Genomic DNA, 14,765 nt, shown 5'->3' with positions numbered 1-14,765 from the left:
CGGTGATGGCGTTGTCGCTGCAACAGCACGTGCCGGTGATCGACCTCGCGTCGCCGGAGCCCGAGGTGGCGCGGCGGATCGGCGAGGCCTGCCGCGCGCACGGCTTCTTCTACGTCGTCGGCCATGGCGTCGACGAGGCACTGATGGATCGCCTGGAAGACCTGAGCCGCCGCTTCTTCGCGCTCGACGAGCCGACCAAGCTGCAATGGCGCATGGCGCTCGGCGGCAGGGCGTGGCGCGGCTACTTTCCGCTGGGCGGCGAGCTGACCTCGGGCCGGCCCGACTGGAAGGAAGGCCTGTACCTCGGCGAGGAACTCGGCGACGACGATCCGCGCGTGCAGGCGCACACGCCGGTGCACGGGCGCAACCTGTTTCCGGAGCATTCGTCGCTGGCCGGCTTCCGCGAGGCGCTGCTGGCGACGATGGCGGCGCTGACCGCCCTGGGCCACCGCGTGATGCGCGTCATCCCGCAGAGCCTGGCGCTGCCGCCCGAGTACTTCGCCGAGCGCTGCACGGCCGACCCGCTGATCCTGTTCCGCCTGTTCAACTACCCGACGCGGCCGGTACCGGCGGGCACCGATGCGCACTGGGGCGTCGGCGAGCACACCGATTACGGGCTGCTGACGCTGCTGCGCCAGGACGACGTCGGCGGCCTGCAGGTCAAGACGCGCGAGGGCTGGATCGAGGCGCCGCCGTTGCCGCACAGCTTCGTCTGCAACATCGGCGACATGCTCGACCGGATGACGGGCGGGCTGTACCGCTCGACGCCGCACCGGGTGCGCCTGAACACCTCGGGCCGCGATCGGCTGTCGTTCCCGTTCTTCTTCGACCCGGCCTTCGACGCGCGGGTGCAGACCATCGAGGGCCTGCCGCCGGCCAACGACGACAGCGCGACGCGCTGGGACCGCGCGAATCCGCGTGCGTTCGACGGGACGTATGGGGACTACCTGCTGGGGAAGGTCGGGAAGGTGTTTCCGCAGCTGCGGGATCAGGTGTTGTGACGCGGCGCGCGCGCAGGACTCTTCCGCGCACCTGATCTTCGGCCCCCATGCGTCAACGTCGGCGCACTCAAGGCGTAGAGCTCGTGCAGCTTCATTGCCAGCATCTGCTTGTCCGGCAATTGCGTCTGGTACTGAGCCACCAGCGCGGGAGATAGCGTGCGGCTCAGGGCGTACTCCACCACCTCGTGGTCCTTGCTGGTGCACAGCAGCAGGCCGATCGCCGGGTTCTCATGAGACTTCTTCACGTCGCGGTCCAACGCCTCCAGATAGAAATTCAGCTTGCCCAGATGCTCCGGCTCGAAAGCGGTGACCTTGAGCTCGATGGCCACAAGGCAGTTCAGGCCACGGTGGAAGAAGAGCAGATCCAGCAAGAAATCCTGCCCTCCGACCTGCACCAGGTACTCGCTGCCGATGTAGCAGAAGTCCCGCCCGAGTTCCGTCAGGAAACGGCCCAGGTTCATCAGCAGGCTGCGATGCAGCTCCGATTCCGAGTGCGGATCTGGCAGGGCCAGAAAGTCGAGCAGGTAGGTGTCCTTGAAGTGCCGTTCAGCTTGGGGTTGCAACTCTCTCAACGCCGTTGAGGCTTTCGGCGGATGGAGCAGTGTCCGCTCGAACAGTCCGCCGTCGATCTGCCGCGCCACTTCGCGCACCTGCCAACCTTGCTGGACCGCCATGCGCATGTAGAACTCACGCTCCTCTTCGCGTTTGGTGCGGCTGAGGATGTGCAGGTGCGAGGACCACGGCAATTCTCTCAACAATGTTGAGAGTTTTGAGTCTTGGGGATACGCCCGGTAAAACTGCCGCATGCGCCAGAGGTTCTGGGCTGAGAACCCGCTTCGGCCCGGCTCGCGAAGGGCGATGTAGTTGGCCAGTTGCTCGACGGTTCCCTTCGACCAACCATCGGTTTCGATGCGTTGATGCAGGTACTGGCCGATACGCCGATACAGCTCGATGACTTCAGCGTTGATTGCCTTGGCGGCACGCCGCCGTGCACCTTGAATCAGCTTGACTACGTTGCCGAAGGCTGCCTCGGTGGCCGTGGCCAAGGAGTTCCCAGTCGGCTTGACGGCCTTGCTCATGGGGCCTCCCAGATCGGGCGTGTTGCGGTTGCGAGCGCGCAGTCTCGTGAACTCGCGCCGACCATGTCAGGTGAAAGATGTCCGGGTCACATTCCCGAGATAGCGGGTTCTCGAAATGCGATGGCCAAGCAGGCCTATGCGCCCAACCAATAAGCAAACCCACTTTCATTCGTTGGCGTTCGATGCACCGGTCCCTATCGTGGCGGCTCGTTGTCATCACCGAGCTCCACCCCGCCCGACCCGCCATGAAGATCGTCAGCATTTCCGGCAGTCCCTCGCTCCGATCGCGCTCGGGCTGGTTGCTCCAACTCGCGCAGACTCGCCTGGAAGGCACGGGCGACAGCAGCCGCCTGATCGCGGTGCGCGAACTGCCCGCTGCGCCGCTGCTGCACGCCGATGCGCACAACGCGTCGATCCGCGAGGCGCTCAACGACGTTTGCGATGCCGACCTGCTGCTGGTCGCGACCCCCATCTACAAGGCCGCCTACAGCGGCCTGCTGAAGCTGTTCCTCGACCTGCTGCCCACCGACGGCCTGCGCGGCAAGACCGTGCTGCCGCTGGCCACCGGCGGCAGCCTCGCCCACCTGCTCGCGCTCGACTACGCGCTGAAGCCGGTGCTGTCGGCCCTCGGCGCGCGCGACATCCTCGACGGCGTGTTCGCCACCGACGCGCAGCTGGTGCCCCACGAATCCGGCGGTTACGTCCCCGATGACGCGCTGGTCGAACGCCTCGACCGCGCGCTGCAACCCTTGTCTCCTCGCCCGCTTGCCTTGAACGCCGGGTGATTCGGCACCCTGGCGCCGTCCCGGGCCGGGGTGTCTCTTTCCTCTTTCCGTCTCCACCTCTGGAAGTACCACCATGACCCTGCGGATCGACTCGCTGTTCTCGACGCGCCGGCTCGGCCTCGTGCTGACCCTGGCGTTGGGTCTTGTCGCCGGCCCGACCCTCGCCCAGACCCGCACCGAGCTGCGCATCGGCTACCAGAAGTACGGCACGCTGACGATCCTGAAGGCGCGCGGCGACCTCGAGAAGCGCCTCGCGCCGCAGGGCGTCGACGTCAAGTGGACCGAGTTCCCCGCCGGCCCGCAGCTGCTCGAAGGCCTGAACGTCGGCTCGATCGATTTCGGCACCGTCGGCGAAGCGCCGCCGATCTTCGCGCAGGCGGCCGGTGCCGACCTCGTCTACGTGGCCAACCAGCCGCCCGCGCCGGCCGGCGAGGCGATCGTCGTCGGCAAGGAGTCGCCGATCCGCTCGGTGGCCGAGCTGAAGGGCAAGAAGGTCGCGCTGAACAAGGGCTCCAACGTCCACTACCTGCTCGTCAAGGCGCTCGAGAAAGCCGGCGTCAAGTACAGCGAGATCCAGACCGTGTTCCTCGCGCCGGCCGATGCGCGCGCCGCCTTCGAGCGCGGCAGCGTCGACGCCTGGGTCATCTGGGATCCGTTCCTGGCCGCGGCCGAGAAGCAGCTCGGCGCACGCGTGCTCGCCGACGGCAAGGGGCTGGTCGCCAACCACCAGTTCTACCTGGCCTCGCGCCCCTATGCCGACAAGCAGCCGCAGGTGATCCGCGCGATCGTCGAAGAACTCGCCAAGCTCGACCGCTGGGCCGAGGGCAACAGCCGCGAGGTGGCCGCTTTCCTCGCGCCGCAGATCGGGCTCGATGTCGGCGTCGCCGAGGTCGCCGCGGGCCGCTTCGCGTACGGCATCGTGCCGATCACGCCGACGGTGGCCGCGCAGCAGCAGAAGATCGCCGACGCCTTCTTCGAGCTGAAGCTGATCCCGAAGGCGATCCGCATCTCCGATGCATTGCCGGTCTCGCTGAAGACCGCGAGCACGCCATGAGTTTCACGCGCCGCGAGCTGCTGCAGGCGAGCCTCGGCGCGGCCACGGTGTCGCTGCCAGCGTTCGCGCACGCGGCCGAGCCGGCCCCCGCGCAGTTGCGCATCGGCTTCCAGAAAGCGGCCGTCAACCTGGTCGTGCTGAAGCAGCAGGCCGCGCTCGAGAAGCGCTTCGCCGGCAGCACCGTCAAGTGGATCGAGTTCCCGGCCGGCCCGCAGCTGCTGGAGGCGCTGGCCGTCGGCAGCCTCGAGTTCGGCCTGACCGGCGACACGCCGCCGGTGTTCGCGCAAGCCGCGGGCAAAGACCTGCGCTACGTCGGTGCCGAGCCGCCGAAGCCGCTGTCGTCGGCCATCCTGGTGAAGCCCGATGCGCCGCTGAAGACGCTGGCCGACCTGAAGGGTCGCAAGGTCGCGTTGCAGAAGGGCTCGAGCGCGCACTACCTGCTGGTGCGCGCGGTCGACCGGGCCGGGCTGCAGTGGGCCGACATCCAGCCGGTGTACCTCGCGCCGTCCGATGCGCGGGCCGCGTTCGAGCGCGGCAGCGTCGATGCCTGGGCGATCTGGGATCCGTACTACGCCGCCGTCGAGCTCGACCTGAAACCGCGCGTGCTGGCCAACGGCCGCGACCTGTCGAGCAACAACTCGTTCTACCTCGCGTCGCGCGCGCTCACCGAGCAGCACCCGCAGGCGGTGCTCGCACTGCTGGCCGAGCTGACCCGGGCCGATGCGTGGGTGCAGGCCCACCGCAAGGAGGCGGCGCAGTTGATCTCCGATTTCAGCGGGCTGAGCCTCGCGACGACCCACCTGTTCATCTCGCGCCGCCCGGTCTCGCCGGCGGCACCGCTGACGCCGGCGATCGCCGCCGATCAGCAGCGCGTGGCCGACGCGTTCGCGCGGCTCGGGCTGATCCCGCAGCCGGTGCGCGTCGCCGAGATCGTCTGGTCCCCCACCCCGAAGTCCCTGTGACGTCCCTATGAAGATCCTCTGGTTCATCCCCACCCACGGCGACTCGCGCTACCTCGGCACCAGCAAGGGCGCGCGTGCCGCGACCTTCGACTACTTCAAGCAGGTCGCGATCGCGGCCGACAGCCTCGGCTACGAAGGCGTGCTGCTGCCGACCGGCCGCTCCTGCGAAGACTCGTGGGTGCTGGCCGCGAGCCTGATCGACGCGACCCGGCGCCTCAAGTTTCTGGTCGCGCTGCGGCCGGGCCTGGTGCAGCCGGTGCAGTCGGCGCGCATGGCCGCGACCTTCGACCGCCTGTCGGGCGGCCGCCTGCTGGTCAACCTGGTGACCGGTGGCGATGCCGAAGAGCTGGAGGGCGACGGCCTGTTCCTGCCGCACGCGCAGCGCTACGAGCTGTCGCGCGAGTTCCTGACGATCTGGCGCGACGTGCTCGCGAAGAGCCACGACAACGAAGGCGTCAGCTTCGACGGCGAACACCTGCGCGTCAAGGGCGGCAAGGTGCTGTACCCGCCGATCAACAAGCCCTACCCGCCGATCTTCTTCGGCGGCTCGTCGGAAGAGGCGCACGAGCTCGCCGCGCAGCAGCTGGACACCTACCTGACCTGGGGCGAGCCGCCCGAGGCCGTCGCGACCAAGGTGGCCGACATTCGCCAGCGCGCTGCGAAGCACGGCCGCACGCTGGAGTTCGGCATCCGCCTGCACGTGATCGTGCGCGAGACCGAAGACGAAGCCTGGCGTGCCGCGGCCGAACTGGTGTCGCACCTCGACGAAGAAACCGTCGCGCGGGCGCAGCAGAAGTTCGCGCAGATGGATTCGGTCGGCCAGCGCCGCATGGCCGAGCTGAACAAGGGCAAGTTCAACCCGAAGAACGTGCGCGAGGGGCTGGAGGTGGCGCCGAACCTGTGGGCCGGCGTCGGCCTGGTGCGCGGCGGGGCCGGCACCGCGCTGGTGGGCGACCCGCAGCAGGTGGCCGACCGCATCAAGGAGTACGCGGCGCTCGGGCTGGAGTACTTCATCTTGAGCGGCTACCCGCACCTCGAAGAAGCGCACCGCTTCGCCGAGCTGGTGTTCCCGCTGCTGCCGATCAACCTGCGCGAACGCCTGGCCGGCCAGGTGCTCACCGGCCCGTTCGGCGAGGTGGTCGCCAACACCTACGTGCCCAAGGTTTCGCAGAGCTGAACATGCCCGATTTCCGCAGCGTCGACCACGTGCAGTTGCCCATCCCGCTCGGCGGCGCGAGCCGCGCCCGTGCGTTCTACGAGGACGCGCTCGGCCTGCGCGAGGTGCGCGACCCGGAGCTCGACCGCCCTGGCACGCTGCGCTACTCGCTCGGCTGGCAGCGGCTGGACCTGACCGAGGGCCACTACATCGGCGTCGCGCCGCAGGCGCACCTGGCGCTGCGTGTCGGCGACCTCGACGCCATCGTGTTCCGCCTGCAGCGCGCCGGCATCCGCGTCGACGAGGCGCCGCTGTTCGATGCGAGCCGGGCCTATGTCGAAGACCCGTTCGGCAACCGCCTCGAACTGATCGAGCCCCACCACCCCGATGCCGAGACGCAGCACCATGTCACCGACATCCAGATCGCGGTCTAGTTCGACCTTCATCGCCGTGCGCCGACGGCTCGCGCCGTGGCTGCTGCCGGTGGCGGTGCTGCTCGCGTGGGAGCTGTCGTCGCGCAGCGGCTGGCTGTCCACGCGCGTGCTGCCGGAGCCGCTGGCCGTCGTGAAGGCGTTCTGGGCGCTGCTGCTGTCCGGCGAGATGGCGCGGCACGTGGCCACCAGCACCGGGCGGGCGCTGGCGGGTTTCGCGATCGGCGGCGGGCTCGGCCTGGTGCTGGGGCTCGCGACCGGCTCGTGGCGCGTGGCCGAGACGCTGCTCGACTCGACGCTGCAGATGGTGCGCAACATCCCGACGCTGGCGCTGATCCCGCTGGTGATCCTGTGGTTCGGCATCGAGGAATCGGCCAAGCTGTTCCTGGTGTCGCTGGGCGTCTTCTTCCCGGTCTACATCAACACCTTCCACGGCATCCGCTCGGTCGACAAGGGGCTGATCGAGATGGCGCGCAGCTACGGGCTGTCGGGCTGGCCGCTGTACCGGCACGTGATCCTGCCGGGCGCGTTGCCGTCGATCCTGGTCGGTGTGCGCTTCTCGCTCGGCTTCATGTGGGTGATCCTGATCGTCGCCGAGACGATCTCGGCGCAGGCCGGCATCGGGTACATGACGATGAACGCGCGCGAGTTCCTGCAGACCGACGTGGTGCTGGTCGGCATCCTGCTGTATGCGCTGCTCGGCAAGCTGGCGGATGTGTTGGCCAAGGGATTGGAGCGCTGGTGGCTGCGCTGGAACCCCGCCTACCAGGTGGCGAAATGATGTTCAAGAGGATGGCGATGTTGCCCTCGCAGATCGAGTTGCAGAGCATGGCGTTTGCCGGCGAGTCGGTCGGCGATGCGATCCTGCGCGAGTCGAGCGCCGCGCTGCCGCGCCGCAGCGCGCCGGCCGGCATCGGACTGCAGGTGAGCGGCCTGTCGAAGCGCTTCGGCGAGCGCGAGGTGCTGTCCGGCATCGACCTGCGCGTCGAGCCGGGCGAGTTCGTCGCCATCGTCGGGCGCAGCGGTTGCGGCAAGAGCACGCTGCTGCGGCTGGTGGCCGGGTTGGAAGAGGCGAGCGCCGGTGCGCTGGCGCTCGACGGCGCGCCGCTGGCGCAGCACAAGAGCGACCTGCGCTTCATGTTCCAGGATGCGCGGCTGCTGCCGTGGAAGCGCGTGATCGACAACATCGCGCTCGGCCTGGACGCGGTCGATGCGCGCGAGCGTGCGCTCGAGGCGCTGGCGCAGGTCGGCCTGGCTGATCGCGCGAACGACTGGCCGGCGGTGCTGTCGGGTGGTCAGCGGCAGCGGGTCGCACTGGCGCGGGCGCTGGTGCATGCGCCGCGCCTGCTGCTGCTCGACGAACCGCTCGGCGCGCTGGATGCGCTGACGCGCATCGAGATGCAGTCGCTGATCGAATCGCTGTGGAAGCGCCACGGCTTCACCGCGCTGCTGGTGACGCACGACGTGTCCGAGGCGGTCGCGCTGGCCGACCGGGTGCTGCTGATCGAGGACCACCAGGTGGCGTTGGACGAACGCATCGCGCTGCCGCGGCCTCGGTCGCGTGGGAATGCGGCTTTCGCGGCGCTGGAAGAGCGGGTGCTGCAGCGGGTGTTGCAGACGCCTGGCAGCGACGCCCCTGAAACGCTGCCCCCCATCGCCGATTGGCGCTTTTCCGTCTGAAACCCGATTGACACCTGGCTCACGGGCCTTCGCGACTCGCGGCACACTGGCGGCCATGTCCGCTCCCGAGCCCCTCCTCGTCGCCTGCCTCTGCGCTGCCTGGTGCGGCACCTGCCGCGACTACGAACCGCTGTTCGACAGCCTGCGCGCCGAGCACCCCGATGCGCAGTTCGCCTGGGTCGACATCGAGGACAACGACGAGGTGCTCGGCCCGATCGACGTCGAGAATTTCCCGACGCTGCTGATCGCCCGCGGCGACCGGCCGCTGTTCTTCGGCACCGTGTTGCCGCATCTGCAGACGCTGTCGCGCCTGGTGCAGAGCGCCACCGAGGGCAACCTGCCCGGCGTGCGCGAAATGGGCCTCGAAGGCATGCCGGCCCGGATCCGCGCCCTTCAAGTCGACAGCGCCTAAGCCAGAAAGCGCATAAGAACGGAAGTTTTGATTCGTTCCGCGAGTTAGGCCGGCTGCCTACCATTCGCATCCTCCCCGCGGCTTCGGGCCGCCCACCCAGGACGATTTCATGACGACGGCTCGCTTCATCCGCCATTCGCTGCTCTCCCTCGCGCTGGCCGCCACGGCGGCTGCCTCTGGCCCGGCGCTCGCCAAGGACATCACGCTGCTCAACGTGTCCTACGACCCGACCCGCGAGCTCTACCAGGAATACAACAGCGCCTTCAGCAAGTACTGGAAGGCCAAGACCGGCGATAACGTGACGATCAAGGCCTCGCACGGCGGCTCGGGCAAGCAGGCCCGCTCGGTGATCGACGGCATCGATGCCGATGTCGTCACGCTGGCCCTCGCCTACGATATCGACGAGATCGCCGAACGCGCCAAGCTGCTGCCCACCGACTGGCAGAAGCGCCTGCAGCACAACAGCACGCCGTACAGCTCCACCTACATCTTCCTGGTGCGCAAGGGCAACCCGAAGGGCATCAAGAACTGGGACGACCTGGTCAAGCCCGGCGTCTCGGTGATCACCGCGAACCCGAAGACCTCGGGCGGCGCGCGCTGGGGCTACCTGGCCGCCTACGGCTTCGAGCTGAAGCGCAACGGCAACAACGACGCGAAAGCCCGCGAGTTCATCTCGAAGGTCTACAAGAACGTGCCGGTGCTCGATTCGGGCGCGCGCGGCGCCACCGTGACCTTCGCCGAGCGCGGCATCGGCGACGTGCTGCTGGCCTGGGAGAACGAGGCCTACCTGTCGCTGAAGGAATTCGGCGCCGACAAGTTCGACGTGGTCTACCCGCCCACCAGCATCCTGGCCGAGCCGCCGGTGTCGGTGGTCGACAAGGTGGTCGACAAGCGCGGCACCCGCGACGTCGCCCAGGCCTACCTCGAGTACCTCTACACGCCGGAAGGCCAGGAGATCGCGGCGCGCAACTTCTACCGCCCGATCGACCCGAAGGTCGCCGCCAAGTACGAGAAGCAATTCCCGAAGCTGAACCTGTTCACGATCGACGAGGTGTTCGGCGGCTGGACCAAGGCGCAGAAGACCCACTTTGCCGACGGCGGGGTGTTCGACCAGATCTACTCGAAGTAATTCGGAATCCACGCGGCAAGTAAGCGCAGGCTTCAGATCCCAGCGGCAGGCGCCTCGGCGTGCTGCCGCTGAGTCGCTCGTGCGAAAAACTCATAAGGATTCGACGATTGAGTCGTTCACCGTCGCCGTGTCCGTCCGTAACATCGGCGCTCCCATTTGCCTGGGCCGCGTCGTTGGCGGCTGAACCACCATGTCCACCCGCCTCCTGGCCGCGCGCCGCGCCCTCCTGTTGTCCTGCGTCGGCGCTGTCGCGCTGCTCGCGTTCTCGCCCGCCCAGGCGGCCGGCCCGACACTGCTGAACGTCAGCTACGACGTCGCGCGCGAGTTCTTCAAGGAGATCAACCCGGCGTTCCAGAAGTCCTGGAAGGCGTCGACCGGCGAAGACCTGGCGATCAACCAGTCGCACGGCGGCTCCAGCAAGCAGGCGCGTGCGGTGCTCGACGGGCTCGAGGCCGACGTGGTGACGATGAACCAGTCGAGCGACATCGACGTGCTGGCCACCCGCGGCAAGCTGCTGCCCGAGGACTGGGCCAAGCGCCTGCCGAACAACGCGGCGCCGACCACCTCGGTCACCGTGATCCTGGTGCGCAAGGGCAACCCGAAGGCCATCAAGGACTGGGGCGACCTGGCCAAGCCGGGCACCAGCGTCGTGATCCCGAACCCGAAGATCACCGGCAACGGCCGCTACAGCTACGTGGCTGCGTGGGGCTCGGTGATCAAGGCCGGCGGCAACGCGGCGCAGGCGCGCGAGCTGGTGCAGAAGATCTTCGCGAACGTGCCGGTGTTCGACGGCGGCGGCCGCGCCGCGACGACGACCTTCGCGCAACGCAACATCGGCGACGCGCTCGCGACCTTCGAATCGGAAGTGAACCTGATCAAGGAAGAGTTCGGCGACAACTTCGAGGTGGTGTACCCGAAGTCGACGATCCTGGCCGAGAACCCGGTCGCGGTGGTCGAGAAGGTGGCCGACAAGAAGGGCACCCGCAAGCAGGCCGAGGCCTACCTGAAGTTCCTGTGGACCGACGAGGCGCAGGAGATCGCCGCGAAGCACCAGCTGCGCCCGCGCAATGCGGCCATCCTGGCCAAGTACGGCAAGGATTTCCCGAAGGTCAACACCTTCACGATCGACGAGGTCTTCGGCGGCTGGACCAAGGCGCAGAAGGAGCATTTCGACGACGGCGCGATCTACGACCAGATCCTCGCCGCCGCGAAGAAGTAAGCGCCGCCCGTGCTGTTCACCCGCACCCTGCTGAAGCGGCACAGCGTGCTGCCCGGCTTCGACCTGGCGCTCGGCTTCACGCTGCTGTACCTGAGCTTCATCGTGCTGCTGCCGCTGTCGGCGGCCTTCCTGAAGACGGCCACGATGACCTGGCCGGCGTTCTGGGACGCCGTCACCTCGCCGCGCGTGCTCGCGTCGTACCGGCTCACCTTCGGCGCGTCGTTCGCCGCCGCGCTGATGAACGCGGTGTTCGGCCTCGTCGTTGCGTGGGTGCTGGTGCGCTACGAGTTTCCGTTCAAGCGATTGGTCGATGCGCTGGTCGACCTGCCGTTCGCGCTGCCCACCGCGGTGGCCGGCATCGCGCTGACCGCGCTGTACGCGCAGAACGGCTGGATCGGCCGCTACCTGCCGTTCAAGGTCAGCTTCACGCCGCTCGGCGTGTTCGTCGCGCTGACCTTCATCGGCCTGCCCTTCGTCGTGCGCACGCTGCAGCCGGTGCTCGAAGACCTGCACAAGGAGATCGAGGAGGCCGCGGCCACGCTCGGCGCGTCGCGGCTGCAGACCTTCACGAAGGTGATCTTCCCGATCATCTCGCCGGCGCTGCTCACCGGCTTCGCGCTCGCGTTCGCGCGGGCGCTGGGTGAATACGGCTCGGTGATCTTCATCGCCGGCAACATGCCGCTGATCAGCGAGATCACGCCGCTGTTGATCATCACGAAGCTCGAGCAGTACGACTACACCGGCGCCACCGCGATCGCGGTGGTGATGCTGGTCAGCGCGTTCGCGCTGCTGCTGGGGATCAACGGGCTGCAGGCCTGGACGAGAGCAAGGCAGGGACGATGAACACCGTGACCGTTCCCCGCAACACCGCGAGTGCGGCCGTGAGCCCGCGCCATCTGCAATCGGCCACCACCGAGCCCGCGTGGGTCAAGTGGACGCTGATCGGCATCGCGCTCGCGTTCCTGACGCTGTTCCTGTTCGTGCCGCTGGCCATCGTGTTCGCCGAGGCGTTCAAGAAGGGCGTCGGCGTCTACCTCGCGGCCATCACCGACCCCGATGCGCTGTCGGCGATCAAGCTGACCTTCATCGCGGCGGCCATCTCGGTGCCGATGAACCTGGTGTTCGGCATCGCCGCCGCGTGGTGCATCGCGAAGTTCGAGTTCCGCGGCAAGAACGTGCTGCTGACGCTGATCGACCTGCCGTTCTCGGTCAGCCCGGTGATCTCCGGGCTGATCTACGTGCTGATCTTCGGCCTGCAGGGCTGGTGGGGCGAATGGCTGCGCGACCACGACCTGAAGGTCATTTTCGCGGTGCCGGGCATCGTGCTCGCGACCGTGTTCGTGACCTTCCCGTTCGTCGCGCGCGAGCTGATCCCGCTGATGCAGGCGCAGGGCACCGAGCAGGAAGAAGCGGCCCGCGTGCTGGGCGCCAACGGCTGGCAGATCTTCCGGCGCATCACGCTGCCGAACGTCAAGTGGGCGCTGCTGTACGGCGTGATCCTGTGCAATGCGCGTGCGATGGGCGAGTTCGGCGCGGTCAGCGTCGTGTCGGGCCACATCCGCGGGCAGACCAACACGATGCCGCTGCACATCGAGATCCTCTACAACGAATACCAGTTCGCGGCGGCGTTCGCGGTGGCGTCGCTGCTGGCCGGGCTCGCGCTCGTCACGCTGGTGTTGAAGTACGTGGTCGAGCGCCGCGTGCGCGCGCAGAAGAAGTCGGCCGAAGGCCGCTCGGAATGAGGTTTCCAGAATGAGCATCGAAGTCCGCAACCTGAAGAAGAGCTTCGGCAAGACCGTCGTCTGCGACAACCTGAACCTGGACATCCCGGCCGGCGAGCTGGTCGCGCTGCTCGGGCCGTCGGGCTCGGGCAAGACCTCGCTGCTGCGCATCATCGCGGGGCTGGAGGTCCCCGACAGCGGCACCGTGCTGTTCCACGGCGAGGACGCGACCCACACCGACGTGCGCGAGCGCCAGGTGGGTTTCGTGTTCCAGCACTACGCGCTGTTCGGCCACATGACGATCTTCGAGAACGTCGCGTTCGGGCTGCGCGTGCGGCCCAAGGCGACGCGGCCGAGCGATGCCGAGATCAAGGCCAAGGTGACCGACCTGTTGAAGCTGGTGCAGCTCGACTGGATCGCCGACCGCTACCCGCACCAGTTGTCGGGCGGACAGCGCCAGCGCATCGCGCTCGCACGCGCGCTGGCGGTGGAGCCGAAGGTGCTGCTGCTCGACGAGCCGTTCGGCGCGCTCGATGCCAAGGTGCGCAAGGAGCTGCGCCGCTGGCTGCGCCGGCTGCACGACGAGATGAACGTGACCAGCGTGTTCGTCACGCACGACCAGGAAGAGGCGATGGAGGTGGCCGACCGCATCGTCGTGATGAACCAGGGCCGCATCGAGCAGGACGGCCCGCCGGACGAGGTGTACGACCACCCGGCCAGCCCGTTCGTGCTGCAGTTCCTCGGCGACGTGAACCTGTTCCACGGGCGCTTCGGGCGCAGCGGCGCGGGCACGGCGGCCGAGGACGTGAGCTACGTGCGGCCGCACGAGCTGCAGATCCTCGGCGCGGCCGAGGAAGGCACGCTGGAGGTGACGCTGTCGCAGGCGCTGACGGTCGGGCCGAACACGCGGCTGGAGTTCAAGCGCGAGGACGACGGCAGCTATGTGGACGTGGAGCTGCCGCGCTCGGAGTACCAGGGGCTGCGCGAGAAGCTGCAGCTGGCGACCGGTTCGCGCGTGCATTTGAAGCCGCGGCGGGTGCAGCGGTTCGCGAGCGATGAGTTGCCGGACCCGGCGGCGATGATTTGAGGGGTGCGCTGGGCCTGGCTACTCTTCGACCGCTTCCCCGTTCAACGACCGCTCCACCGTCTCGCGCGTCAACGTCGGCGCGAACGCCTCGATGAACGAATACACATACCCCCGCAGCCACGTGCCACGCCGCACCGCGAGCCGCGTCAGGTTCACCGCGAACAGATCCCGCGCATCGATTGCGCGCAGTTGCCGGTCGCGTTCCGAATCGAACGCGATCGACGCGACGATGCCCACGCCCATGCCAAGTTCGGCGTACGTCTTGATCACGTCGGCGTCCATCGCGGTCAGCACGACGCTCGGCTTCAGCCCCTCGGCGGCGAAGGCCTCGTCGATGTGGGTGCGGCCGGTGTAGCCGACGTCGTAGGTGATGATCGGGTAGCGCGCGAGGCGCTGCAGCGTCAGCGGCCCCTCCTGCTTCAGCAGGTCATGGCCGATCGGCACCACCACGCTGTGCGTCCAGCGGTAGCACGGCAGCGCCACCAGCTGCTCGTAGCTGGCCAGCGCCTCGGTCGCGATGCCGATGTCGGCCTCGCCGGACAGCAGCATCTCGGCCACCTGCTTCGGCGACCCTTGGTGCAGGTTCAGCGTGACCTGCGGGTAGAGCTGGCGGAAGTCGCGCACGACGGCCGGCAGCGCATAGCGGGCCTGCGAATGGGTGGCCGCGATCGACAGCCGGCCGCTGGTCTGCGCGCTGAATTCGTCGCCGGCGCGGCGCAGGTTCTCGGCGTCGAGCAGCAGCCGCTCGACGATCGGCAGCACCGCCTCGCCGGGCGGCGTCAGGCCGGTGAGCCGCTTGCCGGCGCGCACGAAGATCTCGATGCCGAGTTCGTCCTCGAGCTCGCGGATCTGCCGGCTGATGCCGGGCTGGGACGTGTGGAGCACCGCGGCAACCTCGGTCAGGTTGAAGCCGCAGCGGACGGTCTCGCGGACAGACCGCAGTTGCTGGAAATTCATTCGCGTGGGCGCGGCCGCGGGGGTGGCGCGGCATGCGCATGAGTAGGTGCGTGATTCTGCTGAGCGCACCGGCCTCCTACAACGAATGATTC

At 68.1% G+C, this 14,765-nt stretch carries 16 protein-coding genes; 14 read left to right on the top strand and 2 right to left on the bottom strand.

The window, feature by feature from the left end:
• Positions 1-5: 5 nt before the first annotated feature.
• A complete protein-coding gene (locus ACXJLU_RS08045) occupies positions 6-1,001 on the top strand; it encodes an isopenicillin N synthase family dioxygenase (protein WP_457329916.1) in 996 nt (331 codons plus the stop codon).
• Here ACXJLU_RS08045 and ACXJLU_RS08040 read toward each other — a convergent pair.
• Positions 989-2,080 carry a PDDEXK nuclease domain-containing protein gene (locus ACXJLU_RS08040; RefSeq protein ID WP_457329915.1) on the bottom strand — a complete coding sequence of 364 codons (1,092 nt, stop codon included), beginning with the start codon at positions 2,078-2,080 and terminating at the stop codon, positions 989-991. The genes ACXJLU_RS08045 and ACXJLU_RS08040 overlap by 13 nt on opposite strands.
• A gap of 245 nt (positions 2,081-2,325) precedes the next feature.
• Between ACXJLU_RS08040 and ssuE the strand changes: the two genes are divergently transcribed.
• The 13 genes from ssuE (at position 2,326) to ACXJLU_RS07975 (ending at position 13,716) form a co-directional block, all read left to right on the top strand.
• A complete protein-coding gene (ssuE, locus tag ACXJLU_RS08035) occupies positions 2,326-2,865 on the top strand; it encodes an NADPH-dependent FMN reductase (protein WP_457329914.1) in 540 nt (179 codons plus the stop codon).
• Positions 2,866-2,938: 73 nt separating this feature from the next.
• The gene (locus ACXJLU_RS08030) at positions 2,939-3,919 is read left to right on the top strand and encodes a sulfonate ABC transporter substrate-binding protein (protein ID WP_457329913.1); all 981 of its coding nucleotides are present in this window, start codon (positions 2,939-2,941) and stop codon (positions 3,917-3,919) included.
• Positions 3,916-4,881 (top strand): sulfonate ABC transporter substrate-binding protein, encoded by a 966-nt coding sequence (locus tag ACXJLU_RS08025; protein WP_457329912.1) that lies wholly within the window; start codon positions 3,916-3,918, stop codon positions 4,879-4,881. The genes ACXJLU_RS08030 and ACXJLU_RS08025 overlap by 4 nt, the downstream gene beginning before the upstream one ends.
• 7 nt (positions 4,882-4,888) lie before the next feature.
• Positions 4,889-6,058, top strand: coding sequence for an FMNH2-dependent alkanesulfonate monooxygenase (gene ssuD / locus ACXJLU_RS08020; RefSeq protein ID WP_457329911.1), 1,170 nt, complete (start codon positions 4,889-4,891; stop codon positions 6,056-6,058).
• 2 nt (positions 6,059-6,060) lie between these two features.
• The gene (locus tag ACXJLU_RS08015; protein ID WP_457329910.1) at positions 6,061-6,471 is read left to right on the top strand and encodes a VOC family protein; all 411 of its coding nucleotides are present in this window, start codon (positions 6,061-6,063) and stop codon (positions 6,469-6,471) included.
• Positions 6,443-7,249, top strand: a complete 807-nt coding sequence (gene ssuC / locus ACXJLU_RS08010) for an aliphatic sulfonate ABC transporter permease SsuC (RefSeq protein ID WP_457329909.1) — start codon at positions 6,443-6,445, stop codon at positions 7,247-7,249. The genes ACXJLU_RS08015 and ssuC overlap by 29 nt, the downstream gene beginning before the upstream one ends.
• Before the next feature lie 17 nt (positions 7,250-7,266).
• Positions 7,267-8,148, top strand: coding sequence for an ATP-binding cassette domain-containing protein (locus ACXJLU_RS08005; protein ID WP_457329908.1), 882 nt, complete (start codon positions 7,267-7,269; stop codon positions 8,146-8,148).
• A 55-nt stretch (positions 8,149-8,203) separates the two neighbouring features.
• Positions 8,204-8,560, top strand: coding sequence for a thioredoxin family protein (locus ACXJLU_RS08000; protein WP_457329907.1), 357 nt, complete (start codon positions 8,204-8,206; stop codon positions 8,558-8,560).
• A 109-nt stretch (positions 8,561-8,669) separates the two neighbouring features.
• Positions 8,670-9,689: a sulfate ABC transporter substrate-binding protein gene (locus ACXJLU_RS07995; RefSeq protein ID WP_457329906.1), complete on the top strand. Its 1,020-nt coding sequence runs from the start codon at positions 8,670-8,672 to the stop codon at positions 9,687-9,689.
• 190 nt (positions 9,690-9,879) lie between these two features.
• Positions 9,880-10,908 carry a sulfate ABC transporter substrate-binding protein gene (locus ACXJLU_RS07990; RefSeq protein WP_457329905.1) on the top strand — a complete coding sequence of 343 codons (1,029 nt, stop codon included), beginning with the start codon at positions 9,880-9,882 and terminating at the stop codon, positions 10,906-10,908.
• Between the two features lie 9 nt (positions 10,909-10,917).
• A complete protein-coding gene (gene cysT / locus ACXJLU_RS07985) occupies positions 10,918-11,751 on the top strand; it encodes a sulfate ABC transporter permease subunit CysT (protein WP_457329904.1) in 834 nt (277 codons plus the stop codon).
• On the top strand, positions 11,748-12,650 hold the full coding sequence (cysW, locus tag ACXJLU_RS07980) for a sulfate ABC transporter permease subunit CysW (RefSeq protein WP_457329903.1): 903 nt from the start codon (positions 11,748-11,750) through the stop codon (positions 12,648-12,650). The genes cysT and cysW overlap by 4 nt, the downstream gene beginning before the upstream one ends.
• Before the next feature lie 10 nt (positions 12,651-12,660).
• A complete protein-coding gene (locus ACXJLU_RS07975) occupies positions 12,661-13,716 on the top strand; it encodes a sulfate/molybdate ABC transporter ATP-binding protein (RefSeq protein ID WP_457329902.1) in 1,056 nt (351 codons plus the stop codon).
• 18 nt (positions 13,717-13,734) lie between these two features.
• Here ACXJLU_RS07975 and ACXJLU_RS07970 read toward each other — a convergent pair whose 3' ends face one another.
• Positions 13,735-14,673, bottom strand: a complete 939-nt coding sequence (locus ACXJLU_RS07970; RefSeq protein ID WP_073467336.1) for a CysB family HTH-type transcriptional regulator — start codon at positions 14,671-14,673, stop codon at positions 13,735-13,737.
• Positions 14,674-14,765: the final 92 nt, after the last annotated feature.

This window comes from Rhizobacter sp. P5_C2 (assembly GCF_054049715.1).
Note: the sequence above shows the minus strand (reverse complement) of the source record. Positions and strands in the feature narration are given on the sequence as shown.